19 protein-coding genes and 1 pseudogene are annotated in these 16,266 nt (G+C 61.3%); 5 read left to right on the top strand and 15 right to left on the bottom strand.

Going from position 1 to position 16,266, the window contains the following annotated elements; genetic code table 11:
• Positions 1-13: 13 nt before the first annotated feature.
• The 3 genes from D9V29_RS07900 to D9V29_RS07890 are packed head-to-tail and all read right to left on the bottom strand — an operon-like array spanning position 14 to position 3,161.
• Positions 14-904 (bottom strand): carbohydrate ABC transporter permease, encoded by an 891-nt coding sequence (locus tag D9V29_RS07900; RefSeq protein ID WP_121672823.1) that lies wholly within the window; start codon positions 902-904, stop codon positions 14-16.
• Between the two features lie 2 nt (positions 905-906).
• A complete protein-coding gene (locus tag D9V29_RS07895; RefSeq protein ID WP_121672782.1) occupies positions 907-1,833 on the bottom strand; it encodes a carbohydrate ABC transporter permease in 927 nt (308 codons plus the stop codon).
• A complete protein-coding gene (locus D9V29_RS07890) occupies positions 1,830-3,161 on the bottom strand; it encodes an extracellular solute-binding protein (protein WP_121672781.1) in 1,332 nt (443 codons plus the stop codon). The genes D9V29_RS07895 and D9V29_RS07890 overlap by 4 nt, the downstream gene beginning before the upstream one ends.
• A gap of 225 nt (positions 3,162-3,386) precedes the next feature.
• On the opposite strand from D9V29_RS07890, the gene D9V29_RS07885 reads away from it, so the two are divergent.
• Both D9V29_RS07885 and D9V29_RS07880 read left to right on the top strand, forming a co-directional pair.
• Positions 3,387-4,424: a LacI family DNA-binding transcriptional regulator gene (locus D9V29_RS07885; protein WP_121672780.1), complete on the top strand. Its 1,038-nt coding sequence runs from the start codon at positions 3,387-3,389 to the stop codon at positions 4,422-4,424.
• A gap of 119 nt (positions 4,425-4,543) precedes the next feature.
• Positions 4,544-5,575, top strand: a complete 1,032-nt coding sequence (locus D9V29_RS07880) for an AAA family ATPase (RefSeq protein ID WP_121672779.1) — start codon at positions 4,544-4,546, stop codon at positions 5,573-5,575.
• A gap of 75 nt (positions 5,576-5,650) precedes the next feature.
• Here D9V29_RS07880 and D9V29_RS07875 read toward each other — a convergent pair whose 3' ends face one another.
• A complete protein-coding gene (locus D9V29_RS07875; protein WP_121672778.1) occupies positions 5,651-6,415 on the bottom strand; it encodes an SRPBCC family protein in 765 nt (254 codons plus the stop codon).
• A gap of 310 nt (positions 6,416-6,725) precedes the next feature.
• Between D9V29_RS07875 and D9V29_RS07870 the strand changes: the two genes are divergently transcribed.
• Positions 6,726-7,559: an alpha/beta fold hydrolase gene (locus tag D9V29_RS07870; RefSeq protein WP_183084953.1), complete on the top strand. Its 834-nt coding sequence runs from the start codon at positions 6,726-6,728 to the stop codon at positions 7,557-7,559.
• Between the two features lie 64 nt (positions 7,560-7,623).
• Positions 7,624-7,791, top strand: coding sequence for a hypothetical protein (locus tag D9V29_RS14905; protein ID WP_183084952.1), 168 nt, complete (start codon positions 7,624-7,626; stop codon positions 7,789-7,791).
• 67 nt (positions 7,792-7,858) lie between these two features.
• Here the strand turns inward: D9V29_RS14905 and D9V29_RS07865 are convergent, their stop codons facing one another.
• From D9V29_RS07865 to D9V29_RS07845, 5 genes are all read right to left on the bottom strand, one after another.
• Complete coding sequence (locus D9V29_RS07865) at positions 7,859-9,259, bottom strand: APC family permease (RefSeq protein WP_121672776.1); 1,401 nt, start codon at positions 9,257-9,259, stop codon at positions 7,859-7,861.
• A 59-nt stretch (positions 9,260-9,318) separates the two neighbouring features.
• Positions 9,319-9,624, bottom strand: a complete 306-nt coding sequence (locus D9V29_RS07860) for a transcriptional regulator (protein WP_121672775.1) — start codon at positions 9,622-9,624, stop codon at positions 9,319-9,321.
• Complete coding sequence (locus D9V29_RS07855; protein WP_220699934.1) at positions 9,617-10,084, bottom strand: hypothetical protein; 468 nt, start codon at positions 10,082-10,084, stop codon at positions 9,617-9,619. Before D9V29_RS07855 ends, D9V29_RS07860 begins: the two co-directional genes overlap by 8 nt.
• 113 nt (positions 10,085-10,197) lie before the next feature.
• Entirely contained in the window at positions 10,198-10,560 is a 363-nt protein-coding gene (locus D9V29_RS07850) for an iron chaperone (RefSeq protein ID WP_121672773.1), read from the bottom strand.
• Between the two features lie 78 nt (positions 10,561-10,638).
• On the bottom strand, positions 10,639-10,839 hold the full coding sequence (locus D9V29_RS07845) for a hypothetical protein (protein WP_121672772.1): 201 nt from the start codon (positions 10,837-10,839) through the stop codon (positions 10,639-10,641).
• Between the two features lie 120 nt (positions 10,840-10,959).
• Between D9V29_RS07845 and D9V29_RS07840 the strand changes: the two genes are divergently transcribed.
• On the top strand, positions 10,960-11,346 hold the full coding sequence (locus D9V29_RS07840; protein WP_121672822.1) for a VOC family protein: 387 nt from the start codon (positions 10,960-10,962) through the stop codon (positions 11,344-11,346).
• A 1-nt stretch (position 11,347) separates the two neighbouring features.
• On the opposite strand, the gene D9V29_RS07835 is transcribed toward D9V29_RS07840, so the two are convergent.
• The 6 genes and pseudogenes from D9V29_RS07835 to D9V29_RS07810 all read right to left on the bottom strand — a co-directional run bounded on the left by D9V29_RS07835 (position 11,348) and on the right by D9V29_RS07810 (position 16,099).
• Positions 11,348-12,370, bottom strand: a complete 1,023-nt coding sequence (locus tag D9V29_RS07835) for a DUF808 domain-containing protein (RefSeq protein WP_121672771.1) — start codon at positions 12,368-12,370, stop codon at positions 11,348-11,350.
• A gap of 160 nt (positions 12,371-12,530) precedes the next feature.
• Positions 12,531-12,854, bottom strand: a complete 324-nt coding sequence (locus D9V29_RS07830) for a hypothetical protein (protein ID WP_121672770.1) — start codon at positions 12,852-12,854, stop codon at positions 12,531-12,533.
• A gap of 27 nt (positions 12,855-12,881) precedes the next feature.
• Positions 12,882-13,481 carry a dihydrofolate reductase family protein gene (locus D9V29_RS07825; protein ID WP_121672769.1) on the bottom strand — a complete coding sequence of 200 codons (600 nt, stop codon included), beginning with the start codon at positions 13,479-13,481 and terminating at the stop codon, positions 12,882-12,884.
• 155 nt (positions 13,482-13,636) lie between these two features.
• Positions 13,637-13,843 (bottom strand): annotated as a pseudogene (locus D9V29_RS15030) (ABC transporter permease); the annotation flags it as partial.
• Positions 13,844-14,339: 496 nt separating this feature from the next.
• On the bottom strand, positions 14,340-14,990 hold the full coding sequence (locus D9V29_RS07815) for an MAE_28990/MAE_18760 family HEPN-like nuclease (protein WP_121672768.1): 651 nt from the start codon (positions 14,988-14,990) through the stop codon (positions 14,340-14,342).
• Entirely contained in the window at positions 14,990-16,099 is a 1,110-nt protein-coding gene (locus tag D9V29_RS07810; RefSeq protein WP_121672767.1) for a DUF262 domain-containing protein, read from the bottom strand. Before D9V29_RS07810 ends, D9V29_RS07815 begins: the two co-directional genes overlap by 1 nt.
• Positions 16,100-16,266: the final 167 nt, after the last annotated feature.

Below are 16,266 nucleotides of genomic sequence, written 5' to 3'. Positions count from 1 at the left end.
TCCTTCGTGAGTGTTATTTACTGAAGCCGGCGGTGAGTCCAGCAAGGAGCTGGCGGCGACCGATGATGTAGAGGACAAGGATAGGCAGGGTTGTCAACACGACGCACGCGAGTACGGCGGGAATGTTGACGCTGAACTCGCCCTGGAAGGTCCAGAGGGCGAGAGGGAGCACACGGAGGTCGGGACTCTGGGTCAGCACGAGCGGGAGCAGGAAGCCGTTCCACACCCCCAGACCGTTGTAGATTGCCACGGTGACGATGGCCGGTTTGGTCAAGGGAAGAGCCAGTCTCCACAAAGTCTGCCACTCGCTGCAGCCGTCGAGCCGCATGGATTCGAACAATTCGTTCGGAACGTCGCGGATGAAGTTCGACAGGATGAGCACACTCAGCGGGATGGCGAAAGCAATCGACGGAAGGATGATCGCTAGCAGGCTGTCATAAAGGCTCAGCCTGATGATGATGAGGTACACCGGGATGATCGTTGCCTGCAGCGGAATGGCGAGCCCCATCAGGAACAGCCAGTTCACTCCCCTGAGGAATCTTCCGTTTCCGCGAACGATGGCGAATGCGGCCATGAACGACACGGCCAGTGTCGGCACGACGGCACCGATCGTGATGATGGCGCTGTTGAGGAAGTACCGGGCGAAATCCGCCTCGAGCACCATCACGTAGTTCTCGAGGGTGGGTTGGAGTGGCGGTGCGAGCGGGTTCTGCCCGAAGTACCCTGCCTGTGTCTTGAGGCTCGTGATGACGACGTAATAGATCGGGATGATGATGATCGCCAGCCAGATCCAGCCTGCGAGGCCGCCGGGCAGGTTTAGCTTGCGGAGCCCGTGTCTCGATCGGGCGGATGCCGTTGGCGCGGTCGCCACTGTCGTGGACGTCGCATCGGTGGTCGCGGTCATGATCACATCCCTTCGAGCTGCGAGCTGTTGTTGTCTTTACCGCCGAGCCGCTGAAGGAACAGCGCGAGGGCGAGTCCGATGGCGACGAGGATGACGGCGATGACGCTCGCCGGCCCCATGAGGTTTGCCCGGAACCCGAGCAGGTACATATCGAGCGGCAGGATGCGCGTCGCGTTCGCAGGCCCGCCTCCTGTGAGAACGAAGATCAGGTCGAAGTATGTGAGGGCTCCAACCGTCATGAGCGTCGAAGACGTGATGATCGTGTACTTCAGTTGCGGGATCGTAATGAAGAAGAACTGCTTGATCCGGCCGGCGCCGTCTATCTCCGCGGCTTCATAGATCGAGCGCGGGATCTGGCGAACGCCGCCCTGGTAGATGAGGGTGTGGAAGGGGATGAACTGCCACGCGATGACGAAGATGACCACACCGAAGGCGAGTTGCGGATTACCGAGCCAGTCCTGCGACAGGAAGGGCAGGCCGAGGCCGGCCCCGAGGCCGAAGTTGGGGTCGAGCAGCGCCTTGTAGGCAACGGCGATGGCCGCGGAGGACAGCAGGAGCGGCAGAAAGTAGAGAACCGCAAGGATCGCTCGGTACTTCTGGGTACCAGCGGTGAAGACCCCGAGCAGGAGGCTCAACGGGGTCTGCACGAGCCACGACAGCACCATGACCAGCAGGGTGAGGCCGAGTGCGTGGAACATGTCCGGGTCGACAAGGACCGACGCCCAGTTTGCAAACCCCGCAGGCGTAATCGCACCGATGCCGTCCCAGTTCGTGAAGCTGAGAATCAGCACTCCGGCGAGAGGGATCACGGCGAACGCAATGAAGAAGACGAGAGCAGGGATGACGAGCCACGCGATCCGACCGGTCTTCCCGGACTCGGTCGGCGTCGTCTGCTCCCCGGAGACCCGCCTGGCAGCGGCTATCGTCATGTGCCGAGGGTCTCGTTCATGTTCGACGCGAATTGCTCGGGCGTGATCGAGAGAACGAAGAGCTGGTCGATGTTGTTCAGCAGCGCTTCGGCGGCGGTCGGGTTGAGCGCCTGGTCCCACGACTGCTGGAACGCGGGCGCGTTCGCGCCCAGTTCATAGACGTGGCCGAGGAAATCGCTGTCGGGAGTTTCCTTGATCTGGTCCTCGATCCCATTGACGACGGGCACAGCGCCGGTCTCGATGAACGCTGCGACTTCCTCGTCGTTCGAGAGCGACTCGGTGAAGTACTTCTTTGCGGTCGCCTTCTCCTCGTCCGACGCTTTCGACGAGATTGAAAGGTAGTTGCACGGGTTGCCGACGGCGTTTTTCGGGTCGCCGACGCCACCCTCGACGGTGGGGAAAGGAACCCATCCGAGCTTGCCGTCCTGCACGAAGCCGGCACCGTCGTTTTTCATTCCGCCGTAGGTCCACGAACCGTGCAGCATCATCGCGGCCTTACCGGTGTAGAGCAGTGCCTGGTCGGCGTTGCTGTCCGCGGTGATCGTGTTGAACCCCTTGATGAATCCGTTCGCCTTGACGAGCTCCTGGATTTTGGTCAGTGCCTCAATGGCGGCGGGGTGCGACCAGGCATCCGCTTTCCCGTTGAAGATATCGGTGAAAACTTCGGGGCCGCCGACGCGGTCGAACATGTACTGCAGCCACATCATCGAGGTCCAGCGGGACTGGCCGCCGAGCGAGAACGGGGCGACGCCGCGGTCGTTGAAGGTCTGGACGAGGCTCATAACATCGGACCAGGTCTCCGGCGGTTCGACCTTCGCCTGCTCGAAGAGTTCCTTGTTGTAGTAGAAGACGATCGGTTGCACGGCCTGGATCGGAATCGCGAAGATCTTGCCATCGATGGTCGCGGCACCAAAGGCACCGGCGAAGAGGCGGTCCTTGACGTCCGGATTCTCCTCGAGCCAACTCGTCAGGTCGTCGACCTGACCGGCGTCGGCGTAGGACTTGAGCGTTCCGCCGCCCCAGCCGTAGATCATGGTCGGTGCCTGTCCGGCGCCGATCGCTGTCTTGATCTTGGTTTTGTACGCGTCGTTCTGGAAGAACGTCACCGAAAGCTTCGCGTCCGGGTTCTTCTTGTTGAACGCGTCGACCGAGTTCTTGCGGATCGTCTCATTCGGATCTCCGGAGAGCGCCCACATCGAAGCGGTGCCGGCTGCTGCTGCACCACCGGGACCGGTGGTGCCACAGGACGTCAGACCCCAGGTAAGGAGCGGTGCGGCAATCGCGAGTGAAATGAACGTGCGACGCGAGGGGGTGGCCTTGGTTTCCATTTTCTATCTCCATTGATAAAAGGACCGGATGCTGTCTGCCTCGACAGCGCAAGAAGAGCTTCGATAGATTTCGCAACTATTTCTACGAATGCACCTCAATGTAGCCACACGCAACAAAAGAGTCAAGGAAACCCGGCGTGGCGGCATTGCGGCGCACAGCAGGATGGGACATTCTGGAGTTCCCGAAATATTTCGGGACCAACCCGACCAGCGAATCGAACACTCATGCCCACGACCCACCGATCAAAACCCATTCTGGCGACCGTCGCTGCGCTTGCCGGCGTATCGGCACCCACCGTCTCCAAGGTGATCAACGGTCGCGACGACGTGGCCGACGCCACCCGCCTCCGCGTCCAGGCTGCGCTCGACGAACTCGGCTACCGGTCTCCGATGCAACGCCGCACGCGGTCGACCGGCCCGGCGATGATCGATCTGGTTATCGGAGTGCACGACGGGGCCTACTCGATGGAGATCCTCCGCGGCATCCTCGATTTCGCGGTCGATGTGGATGTCGATGTCGTCGTGAGCAGCTACACGCCGGACAAGCTGTCGCGAGTGGATCACGACGAGTGGGCCGAACGCATGAAGGAGTCCGGGCGGAGCGGCATCATCTTCGTCACCTCCGAGATCACCATCGACCAATTGAATGCCTTCCACCGCCGCGAGATCGCCGTGCTCGTGATCGACCCGCTCAATCCGCCGCCACCAGGCGGCTACGCAAGCGTCGGAGCAACCAACTGGGCCGGCGGGAAGGCCGCGACCGAGCATCTTCTCGACCTGGGCCACGAACGCATCGCGTTTCTCGGCGGGCCCGCTGCCGCCGAATGCAGTGTGGCCCGGCTGCACGGATATCTCGCAGCACTGATGGGGCGGGGGGTGACGACGCGCCAGGACTACATCCTTGCCGGCGCGTTCAACCAGAAATCGGGCGCTGAGGCGAGCCGTGAGGTGCTCGCCCTCGACGAACCGCCGACAGCGATTTTCGCGGCGAGCGACACCATCGCTCTGGGGGTGCTCGAGGTTGCCCGCAATCGCGGGCTGCGTGTGCCCGACGACCTCAGCGTCGTCGGATTCGACGGAACACCCCTCACGGAGCAGACGCTCCCCCGGTTGACGTCGGTGGCGCAACCACTTCAGGAGATGGGGCGTGCCGCGCTGCGCGGAGTGCTTCGCCTCTCACGCGGTGAGCAGCTCGACTCGTCCCACACCGAACTGGCTACCGAACTCGTGGTGAGGGAGTCAACCGCGCCGCCACCCGTCTAGACGTTCCGAAGGGTCTATGCACGAACCTGGCCGAGAGGCCACCGCCTGTCCTGCCTGCTCCCGCTTCAGTACCGTGGGACGGATGATCGCGTGACTCGCGATCGTGACAGGAGGAACCGATGGCGAGCAAACGCAATCCGCTTGAAGAACTGCGTGAGACGATCGCCCACCTTGCCGAGCAGCTCAAGCTGCCGGGCTCGGAGCGAGTCGATGAGCTGCGGAGCGACCTGGTAGGCGGACGCTCCGTCGCAGCGCGCCCGCTCGAAGAGGTACAAGCCGAGCTCGATTCGCTCGTCGGGCTGGAAACCGTCAAGGAACAGGTCCGGGCGCTCGTCGCACTGCTCCAGGTGCAAGCCAGGCGGAAAGAGCACGGGTTGCCCGAAGTGGCGACGTCGCAGCACCTCGTCTTTCTGGGAAACCCTGGCACGGGAAAGACCACTGTTGCCCGGCTCCTCGCCGAAATGTACCGCGCAGTTGGCCTCCTCCAGAAGGGCCATCTCGTCGAGGTCGACCGGTCGGGACTTGTCGGTCAGTATGTCGGCGCGACCGCCATCAAGACGGACCGGGTCATCCGCCGTGCGCTCGACGGTGTCCTCTTCATTGATGAGGCCTACGCACTGACCCCCGAAGACGGCCGGATGGACTTCGGCCCCGAAGCCATCGAGGTACTCCTCAAGCGGATGGAAGATCACCGCCACCGTCTCGTCGTGATCGTGGCCGGATATCCGCGGCTCATGGAGTCCTTCCTGCTGTCGAATCCGGGGCTGCGCTCCCGTTTCGCCCGTGAGATCACCTTCCCCGACTATTCACTCGATGCACTCGAGACGATCTTCCGCCAGATGCTGGCGCACCACGAATACCGGCTGGCACCGGGAGCGGATGTGATGCTGCGCCGTATTCTCGACGGCCTCCACTCCGGCGAGGATTCGGGGAACGCTCGTTTCGCGCGCACCCTGTTCGAGCAGTCGCTCAATCGACAGGCGCTGCGACTCTCTCTCGATGAGGCGCGAAGCCTCGAAACTCTCGACCGCGATGACGTGATCACACTGACTGCGGATGACCTGGAGGAGGCAGCGCGGGCGCTGGGCGAAGGCCCGGCGCCCGACCGGGTACCCGAGCAATCTCGCTGGCGGCGGTGGCTTCTGGGCTGATCATCACAGCGAACCGCCGGCGGCCCAACCCGAAGGAGGACTGCCGGCGGTGCGATTACTTCGCTGGTCGCGCGTTTACAGGGCGCCGCCGTCGCGACGATCCCGGTTGAGCAGCGGATCTTCTTCGACGTAGACCTCTGATTCTGCGGAAGTCGTTCCGGCGACGGTCGGATCGACATCGCCGACGGGAGTGTCGACGGCCGGCGTCACGGTGACATCTGCCTCGAGATCCGTGTCCTTCTCACCCTTCTTACTTGCGGCTACACCGACGGCGGCGGCAGCGGCTGCGATTCCCACGCCAGCAGCGACCTTGCCAGAGATCCCCGCTTTACCGCTGTCGCCTCGTGAACTCTCGGCAGCTTCTACGCCGGGCTCACCGGACGTAGTGCCGTCTACCGACCCGCGCCACGCCCCGGTCGCATATCCCTCGGCTTCGATGAAGGCCTTGAACCGATCGAGGTCACCCTCGGCCTGATTCTCGACAACGTTGAGCTTGTCACCGATTTTCTCCACCAGCCCTTCGGGCTCGTACTCGAGTACGAGGTGCACCTGCGTCTGTCCCCCACCGACGTCCTCGAAGGTCACGGACCCTGCGTTGGTCGCGCCGTCCGTCGCAGCCCAGGAGACCTTCTTGTCTGGCACCTGCTCCAGGATTTTCGCGTTCCACTGCCGCTTGACACCGCCAATTTCTGCGACCCACTTCAGGTTCTCATCGCCGAGTTGAGTCACCGACTTGATGCCGCTCATGAAGTGCGGGAACTCTTCGAACTGGGTCCACTGGTTGTATGCAACGCTCAGCGGGACGTTTACGAGGATGCTTTTCTCAACCTTCGTGCTCATGGCGTCTCCTTCTTTAGAGTGCGGTCGTACGCGAGCGCGCACGCATTCATCACTGTAAGTAGGTGGGCTCCGAAGCGGATACCCCCTTGCATTTGGCGGGCAGAGCCAGAGAATGAACCGCTTTCAGCGAGCACAGAGCCGTTTCCACCCCGGGTAGCAGATACCGCGGATTAGCACTACCGCCGTAGTATCAATCGTTGTATTCTAGGAGCACTATTCCTGTAGTGCATCGAGGTGCATCATGACCGTGACAATGACATCCAGACCTTCAATGCCGGTCGTCGACGGAGTTGACCATTCGTTTGTGAACGTGGCTGACGGACGAATGCACGTCGCGACGCGGGGAGCGGGCGACGGCGTACTGCTCCTCCCGGGATTCGCCCAAACGTGGTGGCAGTGGCGCGAAGTGATGTCCGCTCTCGAGGCGGCCGGCCACCGATCGATTGCTCCAGATCTTCGCGGCGAGGGATGGACCGAGCTCCCTTTCGCCGACCTCACCCGGACACGGCGTGCGCAGGACGTCATTGAGCTGCTCGATGCCCTCGAGCTCGAGCGCGTGAAACTCGTGAGCCATGACCTGGGTTCCATCACAGCCTTTCAATTGGCGCTGGACTTTCCCGACCGGTTCTCGGCGCAGGTGATGATTTCGGTTCCGCCACCCCAAATGAAGTTCTCGGTCGACATGCTTCCGGGGATGAGGCACCTGTGGCACCAGGAAGTGGTCGCCCTCCCGGGGATCGGCCCTGCTCTGCTGCGCAGGAAACGATTGTCGCGCCATCTTTTTGAGCACCACTCGAGGCACGTGCTCGACCCTGAGGTCATCGGACTGGCAGCCGCGCTTCTCCGCGATCCCGAATTGTCGCGCGCCGCGAGTCTCCTCTGTCGACGGATGGTGCTCCCCGAGCTTTCGCGGATCATTCGTGGCGCGTACCGCCGGGAACGATTCGCGATGCCATCCCTGTTCATCTTCGGCGCGGAGGACCTCGGGTTTCCCGCGCACGTCACCCGCGAGGTGTTCGCTGATCCTCACATCTTCGGCGCTGACACACGTTTCTCTCTTGTCGAGGGCGGCGGCCATTATGTTCTCGACGAAGAGCCGGATGTGACGGTGCGTCTCATCGTCGACTTCCTCGATTCGATTTAGACCGCTCCTGACCCCGCGCGCCCCGTCGGTATACGCTGGCGGTGTTGCCGACCGAAGGATTCCCGTGTCCCACCACAAGAAGCACTCCGCAGACGAGCACCTCCCCGATGGGAGCGCGCCGATCATCCCGGAACTCGAGGTCGATGAAACCATCGCGCCCCGTCCAGAGGAAGAGGTCGCGGATGTTTTGCGCGCCGAGCCGGACGTCGAGGATCACAGCGAGCACTCCTGACCCTGCATCCTGCTGACGTGATGCTCGCGGAAGAGTTGACGCAGAAGTAGCCGGCGGTGACGGCGCCCTATCCTCGGCGGCGTCGCGCGGCTGTGTAAAGACGCTCGACCACCCAGAGAGCGACCCCGATCGCCAGGAGGACAACAGCAATCCAGTACTGTCCGACGGGTCTGCCGGAAGTGAACGGCAGCACCAGGTAGAGGCACGTGATTGCGCCGACGACCGGAAGGAAGACGGGTGTGCGAAAGTGCTTGTGATCGACGGGCTGCCGACGCAGCACCAGGACGGTCACGTTGACGACTGCGAACACGGTGAGCAGCAACAACGACGTCGTGCCGCCCAACAGAGCGACGATCGAACCCTCGGCATCGAGGGAGACATAAACGATGAGGCCCGCAGCCAGCACGCTCGTGAAGAGGATCGCGGCCCACGGCGTACGACGTCGGGGCGCTACCCGCGCAAGGAACGGCGGCAGCACCTGCTGCCGACTCATGCCGTACAGCAGCCGACTCGCCATCATCATGTTGATCAGAGCGGTGTTCGCCACCGCGAACATGGAAATGAACGGCAGGAGGTCGTTGACGGGAAAGCCGGGTGCCGCCGCTTCGACGGCCGTGACCAGTGGGGTCTCGCTGCCGACGAGATCGCCGATCGGCACCAAGGCAACCACGGTGATCGACACCAGCACGTAGATCGCCGCGGCGATACCCAGCCCGCCCAGCATCATCTTCGGGAAGATGCGGCTCGGATCCTTCGTCTCCTCCGCCATGTTGACGGAGTCCTCAAAGCCGACCATTGCGAAGAAGGCGAGCGATGTAGCTGCGCTGACGGCGAGCAGCACGTTCTTGTCTTCCGGTGTTTCGAAAGCGACCACGCGGGACCAGTCCGCGTTGCCGCCGGTGATGGCCCACATGCCGATAAAGACGACGAGGAGTAGACCTGAGAGCTCGACGAGGGTCAGGACAACATTGAGCCAGACGCTCTCCGCAACACCGCGGAGGTTGACCAGCATGATGAGCACGATGAAACCGAGCGCAATCAGCATCGTCATCACCGTTGCATCCGGAAGATTGAAGGCGACCGCGAAGTTCGCGGCGAACGCGCGAGAAGCAGTTGACGCCGACGTGATGCCGGAACTCATCACCACGAAACACACGATGAACGTGACGAAGTGGATGCCGAACGCCTTGTGGGTGTAGAGCGCTGCTCCCGCCGCTTGAGGGAACTTCGTCACGAGTTCGAGGTAGGAGAATGCGGTGACCGTCGCCACCGCGAATGCGAGGAGAAACGGCAGCCACGCGGCCCCTCCGACCTCGGCGGCCACTTGCCCGGTCAGCGCATAGATGCCGGTGCCGAGGATGTCCCCGACAATGAACAGGAGCAGCAGCCCGGGACCGAGCACGCGCTTGAGCTCGGGTTGGTTCGGCTCGACAGTTTTGACGACTTGCGTCCAGGATGGATCACTCACGTTGCGCCCCTCTCCGCGACTAAGCCGACCACATCCGTGCCGCTACCTCAACCCTCGATTCAGGCGAGCGTTCCTGCGATCTGTTGAAGCGCGAGCACATGCGCATCGAACGCAGATCTTCCTGCGTTGGTGAGGCTCAGCCAGGTGATTCGCCGTGCGTCATCGCGTCCGGCGGACGCAACTTTCGTCGAGGAGACGTAACCCGATGCGGCGAGAGTCTTGAGGTGTTTGGAGAGCGTTGCATCCGACACGTCCAGTGCGTCGCGCAGCACCGCGAAGTCGAGTTGTTCCACGGGTCGCAAGAGCCCGCAGATCCGCAACCGGACCGGTGCGTGAATGGTCTCGTCGAAGCTCGCTTCACCCACGGCGCAACTGCTCCACTGCTGAGCGAAAAGCCACACCGGCCAACCACGTTGTCGCCGCGAAGGCGAGCAGACTGGTCAGTGCGACCGCCCAGTGCAGGCCGAAGGACACGAGGCCGAGAGAGACGCTGAAGACCACGAGGCACACGGTGAGGATGCCGGCGAACGCCCATCCGGCACGAACGCCCATTTTGCGAAACCGGACGCCAGTCTCTCGACGCACCAGGTGCGCGATGACGAGAGCCCCGACCAGCGCCAACCACCCGGATGCCGGTGGCTCATAATTCCCACCGGGCGTGGTGCCGGAAGCGGTCGACACCCACCACGCCCCTACTCCCCCGAACGCCGCGAGAAGCACCCATGGCACCTGCACACTCGAGGAAAGGCGTTCCCTGTCCACGGTCAGCCCGTTCAGGGCGGTGGCGGCCTCCGCCGGCGACAAATTCCTGTGATCGTTTTCCATGCTGGAAAGCATATCGGTTCGTTTTCCGTTTTGGAAAGCCACTTGGGTAACAGTCGAAACTCCCATCCGGCAATTGCTTAGGCTGCGCCGCCCCTCACCGCGAACCCGACCGGCTACTGCCTGTTCGCGTCGATCTCGCTCATGTGGACGCGAACGAGGTCCTCGACCAGGCTGCGGGGCAAGGGGTTGTCCGGGGTGAATTGGATCACGTGTTCGGTGGTCTTGTAGTTGTCGAGCTGCTCCTTCAACTCCTCTATCGCCCATGAGGAGGGGTAAAAGCTCATGTGTTTCTTGGAGGCGGTGAAGTACACGAGCGCTCGATTCCTATATTTGAGAGTGGGCATCCCGTAACTCATCGTCTCTTCGGTATCAGGCGCGAGCTGTGTCACGATGCCGCGGATCCGTTCGAGTTCTGATCGGGTTCGGGGGTCGAGCGCGGGGAGATACTCTTCGACGCTCTTCGCTTTCTCAGCCATGACGCGAGCTTAGCGCCAGCTCGTCCCGCTTTCCCCGGACACTCAGTCGGTACACCTGCGGCTCCGCAAGTCGATGAGTCAGCGCGTCCGCTGACGCGTCGTCATGGGAGAACGGAACGGAATCATCGGCAGGGCCAACCCGAACACGATTACCAGCGGCGCCCACGATGAGGTGACGATGGCGACTCCGACCCCGATGAGCGCGAGAACGATCGCGACTGTCCAAAGCGCGAGACGCAAACGGCGGTCGGCGGTGCTCGGTTCCGTCTTGAAGGTCATGACCCCATGGTAGGACGGGTCGCGTTACGGGAAGGGTGACGTGCAGGATGCTGACAGCAAGGACCTGTCAGACGCGGTCTTTAGTTGCTCGTGCGTCGCGATGCTGCCAGCATTGCGGTCGTGACCGCTCTCATCTCGCACACGACCTTCGATTGCCTCGACGCCTACGCTCAGTCGCTATTTTGGGGCAGAGTCCTCGGCTTCGCGCCGGACGCCGACGATCCCGACGGCCCGGGAGACGAAGAGTGCATGATCTTCTCGCCTGATCGGACCCAGCGGCTTCTCTTCATCGAGGTGCCAGATGTGAAACAGGTCAAGAACCGGCTCCACCTCGATCTTGTGCCTGCCGACGGCACGCGCGATCAGGAGCTGTCGCGTTTGCTGGAACTGGGAGCCCGAGTGATCGACGACCGACGGATGTCGGATGGAACGGGGTGGGTCGTGCTTGGCGACCCCGAGGGCAACGAGTTCTGCATTCTGCGCAGTGAGGCCGAACGGTCAGGTTGAGCTAGGAGGTCGAATCGACGCCGCGCTTCTCCGGACGATGACCAGCGACCGCAGCGCGTACGGCACCTTCCTCGTGCTCACCCTTCTTTTTGCCGAAAGGCAGGATCTTCAGCAAGGGGTGCAGGACCGCCATCACGACGAGCCCCCACGCCAGTCCGAGCACCGCTGAACACAGGGTATCCACAAGCCAGACCAGGACGCCTCCGACGACCGGGATCCCGACGAACGGGGCCTCAAGCGTGTGCACCAGGTCATAGGGCAGGTGCCAGCCGAGGTCATAAACTCCCTGCAGCATGATGTGGCCGCCGACCCAGAGCATGGCGATCGTGCCGACGAAAGTGATTCCGGCCAGGACCGCTGGCATCCCCTTGACGAGCATTGCACCGAATCGCTGGGTGCTGACGGAGTCCTTTGTCGTGAGGTGCAGACCGATGTCGTCCATCTTGACGATGAGTGCGACGGCGCCGTACACGAGCACCGTGATTCCGATTGCGACAACGACGAGGATGATCGCGCGAACCCACAGTGACTCGTCCGCGACCTCGTTCATCGAGATCACCATGATCTCGCAGGAAAGGATGAAGTCGGTGGTGATGGCGCCCTTGGTCACCTTCGCCTCTGCCTCAGGGCCTCGCTCGACGGCCGGGGCCTTCTCCTCTGCATGGTGGCCGCGCAGTTTGTGCCAGACCTTCTCCGCGCCCTCGTAACAGAGGTAGGTGCCACCGAGCATGAGGATGAATGGGATCACTGCCGGAATGAAGGCACTGATGAGCAGCAACGCGGGCAGTATGATCAACAACTTGTTTCGCAGCGAGCCCCAGAAGATTCGCTTGATCATCGGCAGTTCGCGAGAGGGCTCAGAACCCGAGACGTATTGCGGCGTCACTGCAGCGTCGTCGATGACGACACCTGCTGCCTTCACTCCTGCTTTCGCCGCGCCGGCCGCGACGTCGTCGATCGAGGCAGCCGCGATGCGGGCCAGCGCCGCGACATCATCCAGCAGCGCAACGAGGCCGCCGCTCACAGATCACCACCGTGCTGCTCGAGGTCCGACGGCTGAGCGGGAAGGCCGCGTGTGATTGGCATAGTCGCAGTATATTGCAGCGGGCCCGCAGCTTATGGCCGCCGTCCCCGAGCGGATTGACGGTGTAAACGAGCGCCCTTTGGTTGGTCGCCGGCAGCCGCTATTTGAGCGCGTCTTGAATCTGGCCGACGAGTTTGTCGAGTGCCTTCTGGTTCTTCATGCCGTCGAGCAGGGCGCGGGGGCGACCGTCCTGTACGTCAAGCGTAAGTGCGACGTTTGAACCACCCGACGCTGGTGTGGTCACTGCGCTCCCCTTGAGTTCCCAGTTCAACATCGTCTTCCGAGTCAAGAAATCGATCTGGCTGCCGTCGGCGGAGTTCCCGAGAAGCATGTGTTTGTTGTCGGCAATCACGCGTTGAATCGCCGAGGCAACCGACGTTACATCCGCGGGTGTGTGAAAAGTGGTGTTCACTTCAGCTGACATATCGGCTCCTTTGGTGTGTGAGAAGCCTCACAGTATCGATCCCCCGGCGAGAACGCGAACTTTGCGGCGATCATCTCGATATCGCATGGCGACCGCGCCGGACCGGAACTCATGCCGGTCCACGAGCGCCAATTCGATTGGCTCGCTCAGACCGGCGAACAGCGTCGGCCCGTGTCCCGCAAGGACCGGCTGAACGACGAATTCGTATTCGTCAATCAGACCCAGATCCGCCAACGCGAGGGGAAGTGTCACCCCACCGACCGACAGGCCGCCTTCGCCTGATTCCTGCTTGAGCCGCTGCACCGACCTTTTGAGGTCGCCGCGCACCAACTCCGCATTCCAGTCGACCCGCTCGAGTGTGCTCGACACGACGTACTTTTTCTTCCGGTCTATGGCCTCGGCGAACGGTATCTCCCACTCATTCATCCACTCGGGCCATACACCGGTGAGGGGCTTTCGCCACGCCGATTCCATCATCTCGTAGGTCACCCGGCCGAACAGCAGCGCATCAGCTCGTTCCATCCCTGCGGTCCAGAAGCGCATCGACTCCTCGTCCGGAGCCACTCCTGCCTCGTGGTGGCAGCATCCGTCGAGCGTGACGTTGATCGAATATCGAAGTTGTCTCATCGGGTTCCTTCCAGCGAACGCGGAGTGCTTCACCCGGATCGTACTCCCGGTGGAGCCTCGCCGTCGTGGTTGCCATCGTGGTGGACGGACCCCGAGCGGTCGTCAGGTCTGCGACAGTTAGCTGAGCTTGCGACGGTACATCGCGACGGCCCAGACGTACGCGATGGCACGAACGCCGAGCTGACGAACGGCAAGAAGATCAGCGGGTAACTGAAGGCGCTCGAGCCGTCGACGGTTCTGGCGGAAAGACCGGCCACCACCGCCAGCCAGGTCAGAGCCAACGTGAACAGGATCAGAATTCCTGCGACCGCGAGCCAGGCGCCCACGGAGGCCTCCGTGCGAAACCCAACTAGCAAAGCGAGAGGCATTCGGAGGCGGCTGAAGTGGAGCGGGAGTTCCCCGGACACGGCCAGGGCACGAAGCACTCGACGCGGAGAGTCGGCAGAAATCGCTCGACGAGGAGTGAGCTGAAGTATCCCACTCGTGGGATTTGGTCAGGCTCGTATTGTAGGGCGGACGGGACTTGAACCCGTGACCGACGGATTATGAGTTTACCGTTGTGCCTGTTGGTGGGTGTGGCTCGTGTGGCAGATCGGCGGAAACATGCGGAAGTTCAGGATCAAACTGTGGCTCTATGTTGGAGGTTATTAGAACCATAGGGGGCAGATAGGGGGACAGAAAAAGCTCCCCCCGCCACGGCGCAAACGCCGGGCAGGGGGAGCATCTTCTGTTCAGTTCGGGTCAGTGTTCCTTTAGATCATCGAATGAACCTTCCCAGCGAGACCTGCAGCCGGTTAGCGATGCAGCAAATGAGGGTGCGGGGCCGATGAGGTCCGGATCTTGAACCGCAGGAACTCGCTAGACCGAATCTTTCAGGTACGAACTGGTGGAGGCGGCATTCCGTACGTCGTCGGTGAAGAGTTGCAGCAGCGCGAGCACGTCCTCATGAAGGGCTAGAAAATCGTTGGCGTTAAGTTCCAAGAACTGCCCATGAGCAATGGAGTTCCTCCTGTTCACTAGCTCTTGGTCAATCATGTTCGCTCGCGTGGCATATTCCGTTCGTCGCGGTAGACCGAGGCGCTCCACGACATTAGACAAGACCGCCGATGAGAGATTGCTTTGAGTCTGGACGAGATCCTCGGAAAGACGAGCCTTGCCCGAAAGGCCCTCCATCAGAAACAAGGCGAACTCATTATGTATTGCTGGTGTCGATGCCTTCTCGATGGAGGAAATCTTTACTTTTAGTGCATTGCCTAGGAACGCAGAGCTGAGCTGAGCATAAGTGGCGCTCTGGGTATTGGCGTACCGAATATATAGACGAGCAACGTTCTTGACCCAGCCCTCCCAGTGCGCGTACAGGATGAGGACCCCAGACCTCAGATTGGCGGTCTGGGTGGAGCCCGACGATTGCTGCACGAGTTTTCGAGCGGTAGTAAGTTCTCGCTTCCGCCACGCTATCTCGTCGGAGATCGCATCTTCCAACGCCTCGAGGGTTCGAATTTTCACCATTAGGAGCTGAGGATCTTCCGCCCTTTAGGCACCATCAACCGTAAGCGGGCCTCTGTGGACTTTCCCGTGGCGAACTGTCCGGTCATTTCGGGCTCGTTCCAAAACTCGATCGCGGCCGCCCGCAAATCTTGGCGAGACCACGAGCCCTCCGTGATGAGATAGCCAAGCCCCACAGCGAGTGCCTCAAAGGAGGTATTCAGGAAGCCGCCCGTGAACCTGTTTTTCGCAGCGTCCCACCGCCGGAGAACATCCTCGTCGGCAGCCTGCAGCCGGTCGAACGTCTTCCCGAATACTTCGTCCAGACGGTGCTTGACGTCATCCGAGAAGCTTGATGCCAAGCCCACCGAGAATTCCTCTAGTTCATCTTGGAAACTGCGGATGCTAAGTATTTCGTCGTTTGATTTTGAGTGCAGGAAAAGGAATCGAAGTGCGAGTTCCTCGTCGTACTTCTTGGCCTTATCGGCCTCGGGTAACCGAAGAAGGGACACAAACGATTCGCGGTTGGCGATCTCGTTCAGCCATGCGACGAAACTCGGGTTCACGCCCACCAACTGAGCATTCCGTATCTCTTGATTCGAAAGTTTGGACCCGAAGGAATTCAGACGTTGGAACAGATCAAACTTCGTCTTGGGATCGGACCCTCTCTGCACAATCTTCAGGTCAATCTTCGCGCGCTTGATATCGAGTCTTTGAACTGAGGTAAGGGAAGGCTGCGTATCCGACTCCCATACTGCGCCCTCCAGCGACGGCAGGTACTTTGTCTCCGTCAATACGAGCGAAGGGAACTCCTTGGGGTCCAGCATGCCCTGTAGCTGCAGAAGAGTACTCACTCGCTGCAAGCCATCAACGAGTTCCCATTTACCAGCCTCATCTTGCACGACGAAAATCGACGGCAGTGGTATTCCGATTAGTATGCTCTCGATCAGGCGAGACTTCTGGGAATCATCCCAACGAAAGAGTCGCTGAAACGGTGGACTGATGACTAGTTCGCCATCCCGGTAAAGATTCGTGAGTTCGCCGATGCTCATCGGATAGCCATCGGTATGTATGGACCGACGTGCAGCCTCAAGCTCTGAATCTAGGGGTGTCTTCTTCGGGATATCAGCCATCTTTACTTTCCCAAGTTTCAGCTCGACGGAGTGGTGCGCAATGCCTCAGCGCTATTCATCGCCTTGAAACGATTAGCCACAGGCTCATTGTGACAGGCAGCGTGTGCCGGTGTGCCTCACGGGCGAGCGTGTCCCACAGTTTCCGGCTTCGACAATGTTCGAATCGC

Origin of the sequence: Mycetocola manganoxydans (genome assembly GCF_003667545.1) — a bacterium.
Lineage (GTDB): Bacteria > Actinomycetota > Actinomycetes > Actinomycetales > Microbacteriaceae > Mycetocola_A > Mycetocola_A manganoxydans.
The sequence above is the reverse complement of the archived record's forward strand: the minus strand, read 5'-3'. Positions and strand labels throughout refer to the sequence as shown.

Bases quoted from the DNA above. Each gene is read 5' to 3' on its own strand.
- D9V29_RS07900 (WP_121672823.1), bottom strand. From the start codon at position 904: ATGACCGCGACCACCGATGCGACGTCCACGACAGTGGCGACCGCGCCA.
- D9V29_RS07895 (WP_121672782.1), bottom strand. From the start codon at position 1,833: ATGACGATAGCCGCTGCCAGGCGGGTCTCCGGGGAGCAGACGACGCCG.
- D9V29_RS07890 (WP_121672781.1), bottom strand. From the start codon at position 3,161: ATGGAAACCAAGGCCACCCCCTCGCGTCGCACGTTCATTTCACTCGCG.
- D9V29_RS07885 (WP_121672780.1), top strand. From the start codon at position 3,387: ATGCCCACGACCCACCGATCAAAACCCATTCTGGCGACCGTCGCTGCG.
- D9V29_RS07880 (WP_121672779.1), top strand. From the start codon at position 4,544: ATGGCGAGCAAACGCAATCCGCTTGAAGAACTGCGTGAGACGATCGCC.
- D9V29_RS07875 (WP_121672778.1), bottom strand. From the start codon at position 6,415: ATGAGCACGAAGGTTGAGAAAAGCATCCTCGTAAACGTCCCGCTGAGC.
- D9V29_RS07855 (WP_220699934.1), bottom strand. From the start codon at position 10,084: ATGGAAAACGATCACAGGAATTTGTCGCCGGCGGAGGCCGCCACCGCC.
- D9V29_RS07850 (WP_121672773.1), bottom strand. From the start codon at position 10,560: ATGGCTGAGAAAGCGAAGAGCGTCGAAGAGTATCTCCCCGCGCTCGAC.
- D9V29_RS07845 (WP_121672772.1), bottom strand. From the start codon at position 10,839: ATGACCTTCAAGACGGAACCGAGCACCGCCGACCGCCGTTTGCGTCTC.
- D9V29_RS07830 (WP_121672770.1), bottom strand. From the start codon at position 12,854: ATGTCAGCTGAAGTGAACACCACTTTTCACACACCCGCGGATGTAACG.
- D9V29_RS07825 (WP_121672769.1), bottom strand. From the start codon at position 13,481: ATGAGACAACTTCGATATTCGATCAACGTCACGCTCGACGGATGCTGC.
- D9V29_RS07815 (WP_121672768.1), bottom strand. From the start codon at position 14,990: ATGGTGAAAATTCGAACCCTCGAGGCGTTGGAAGATGCGATCTCCGAC.
- D9V29_RS07810 (WP_121672767.1), bottom strand. From the start codon at position 16,099: ATGGCTGATATCCCGAAGAAGACACCCCTAGATTCAGAGCTTGAGGCT.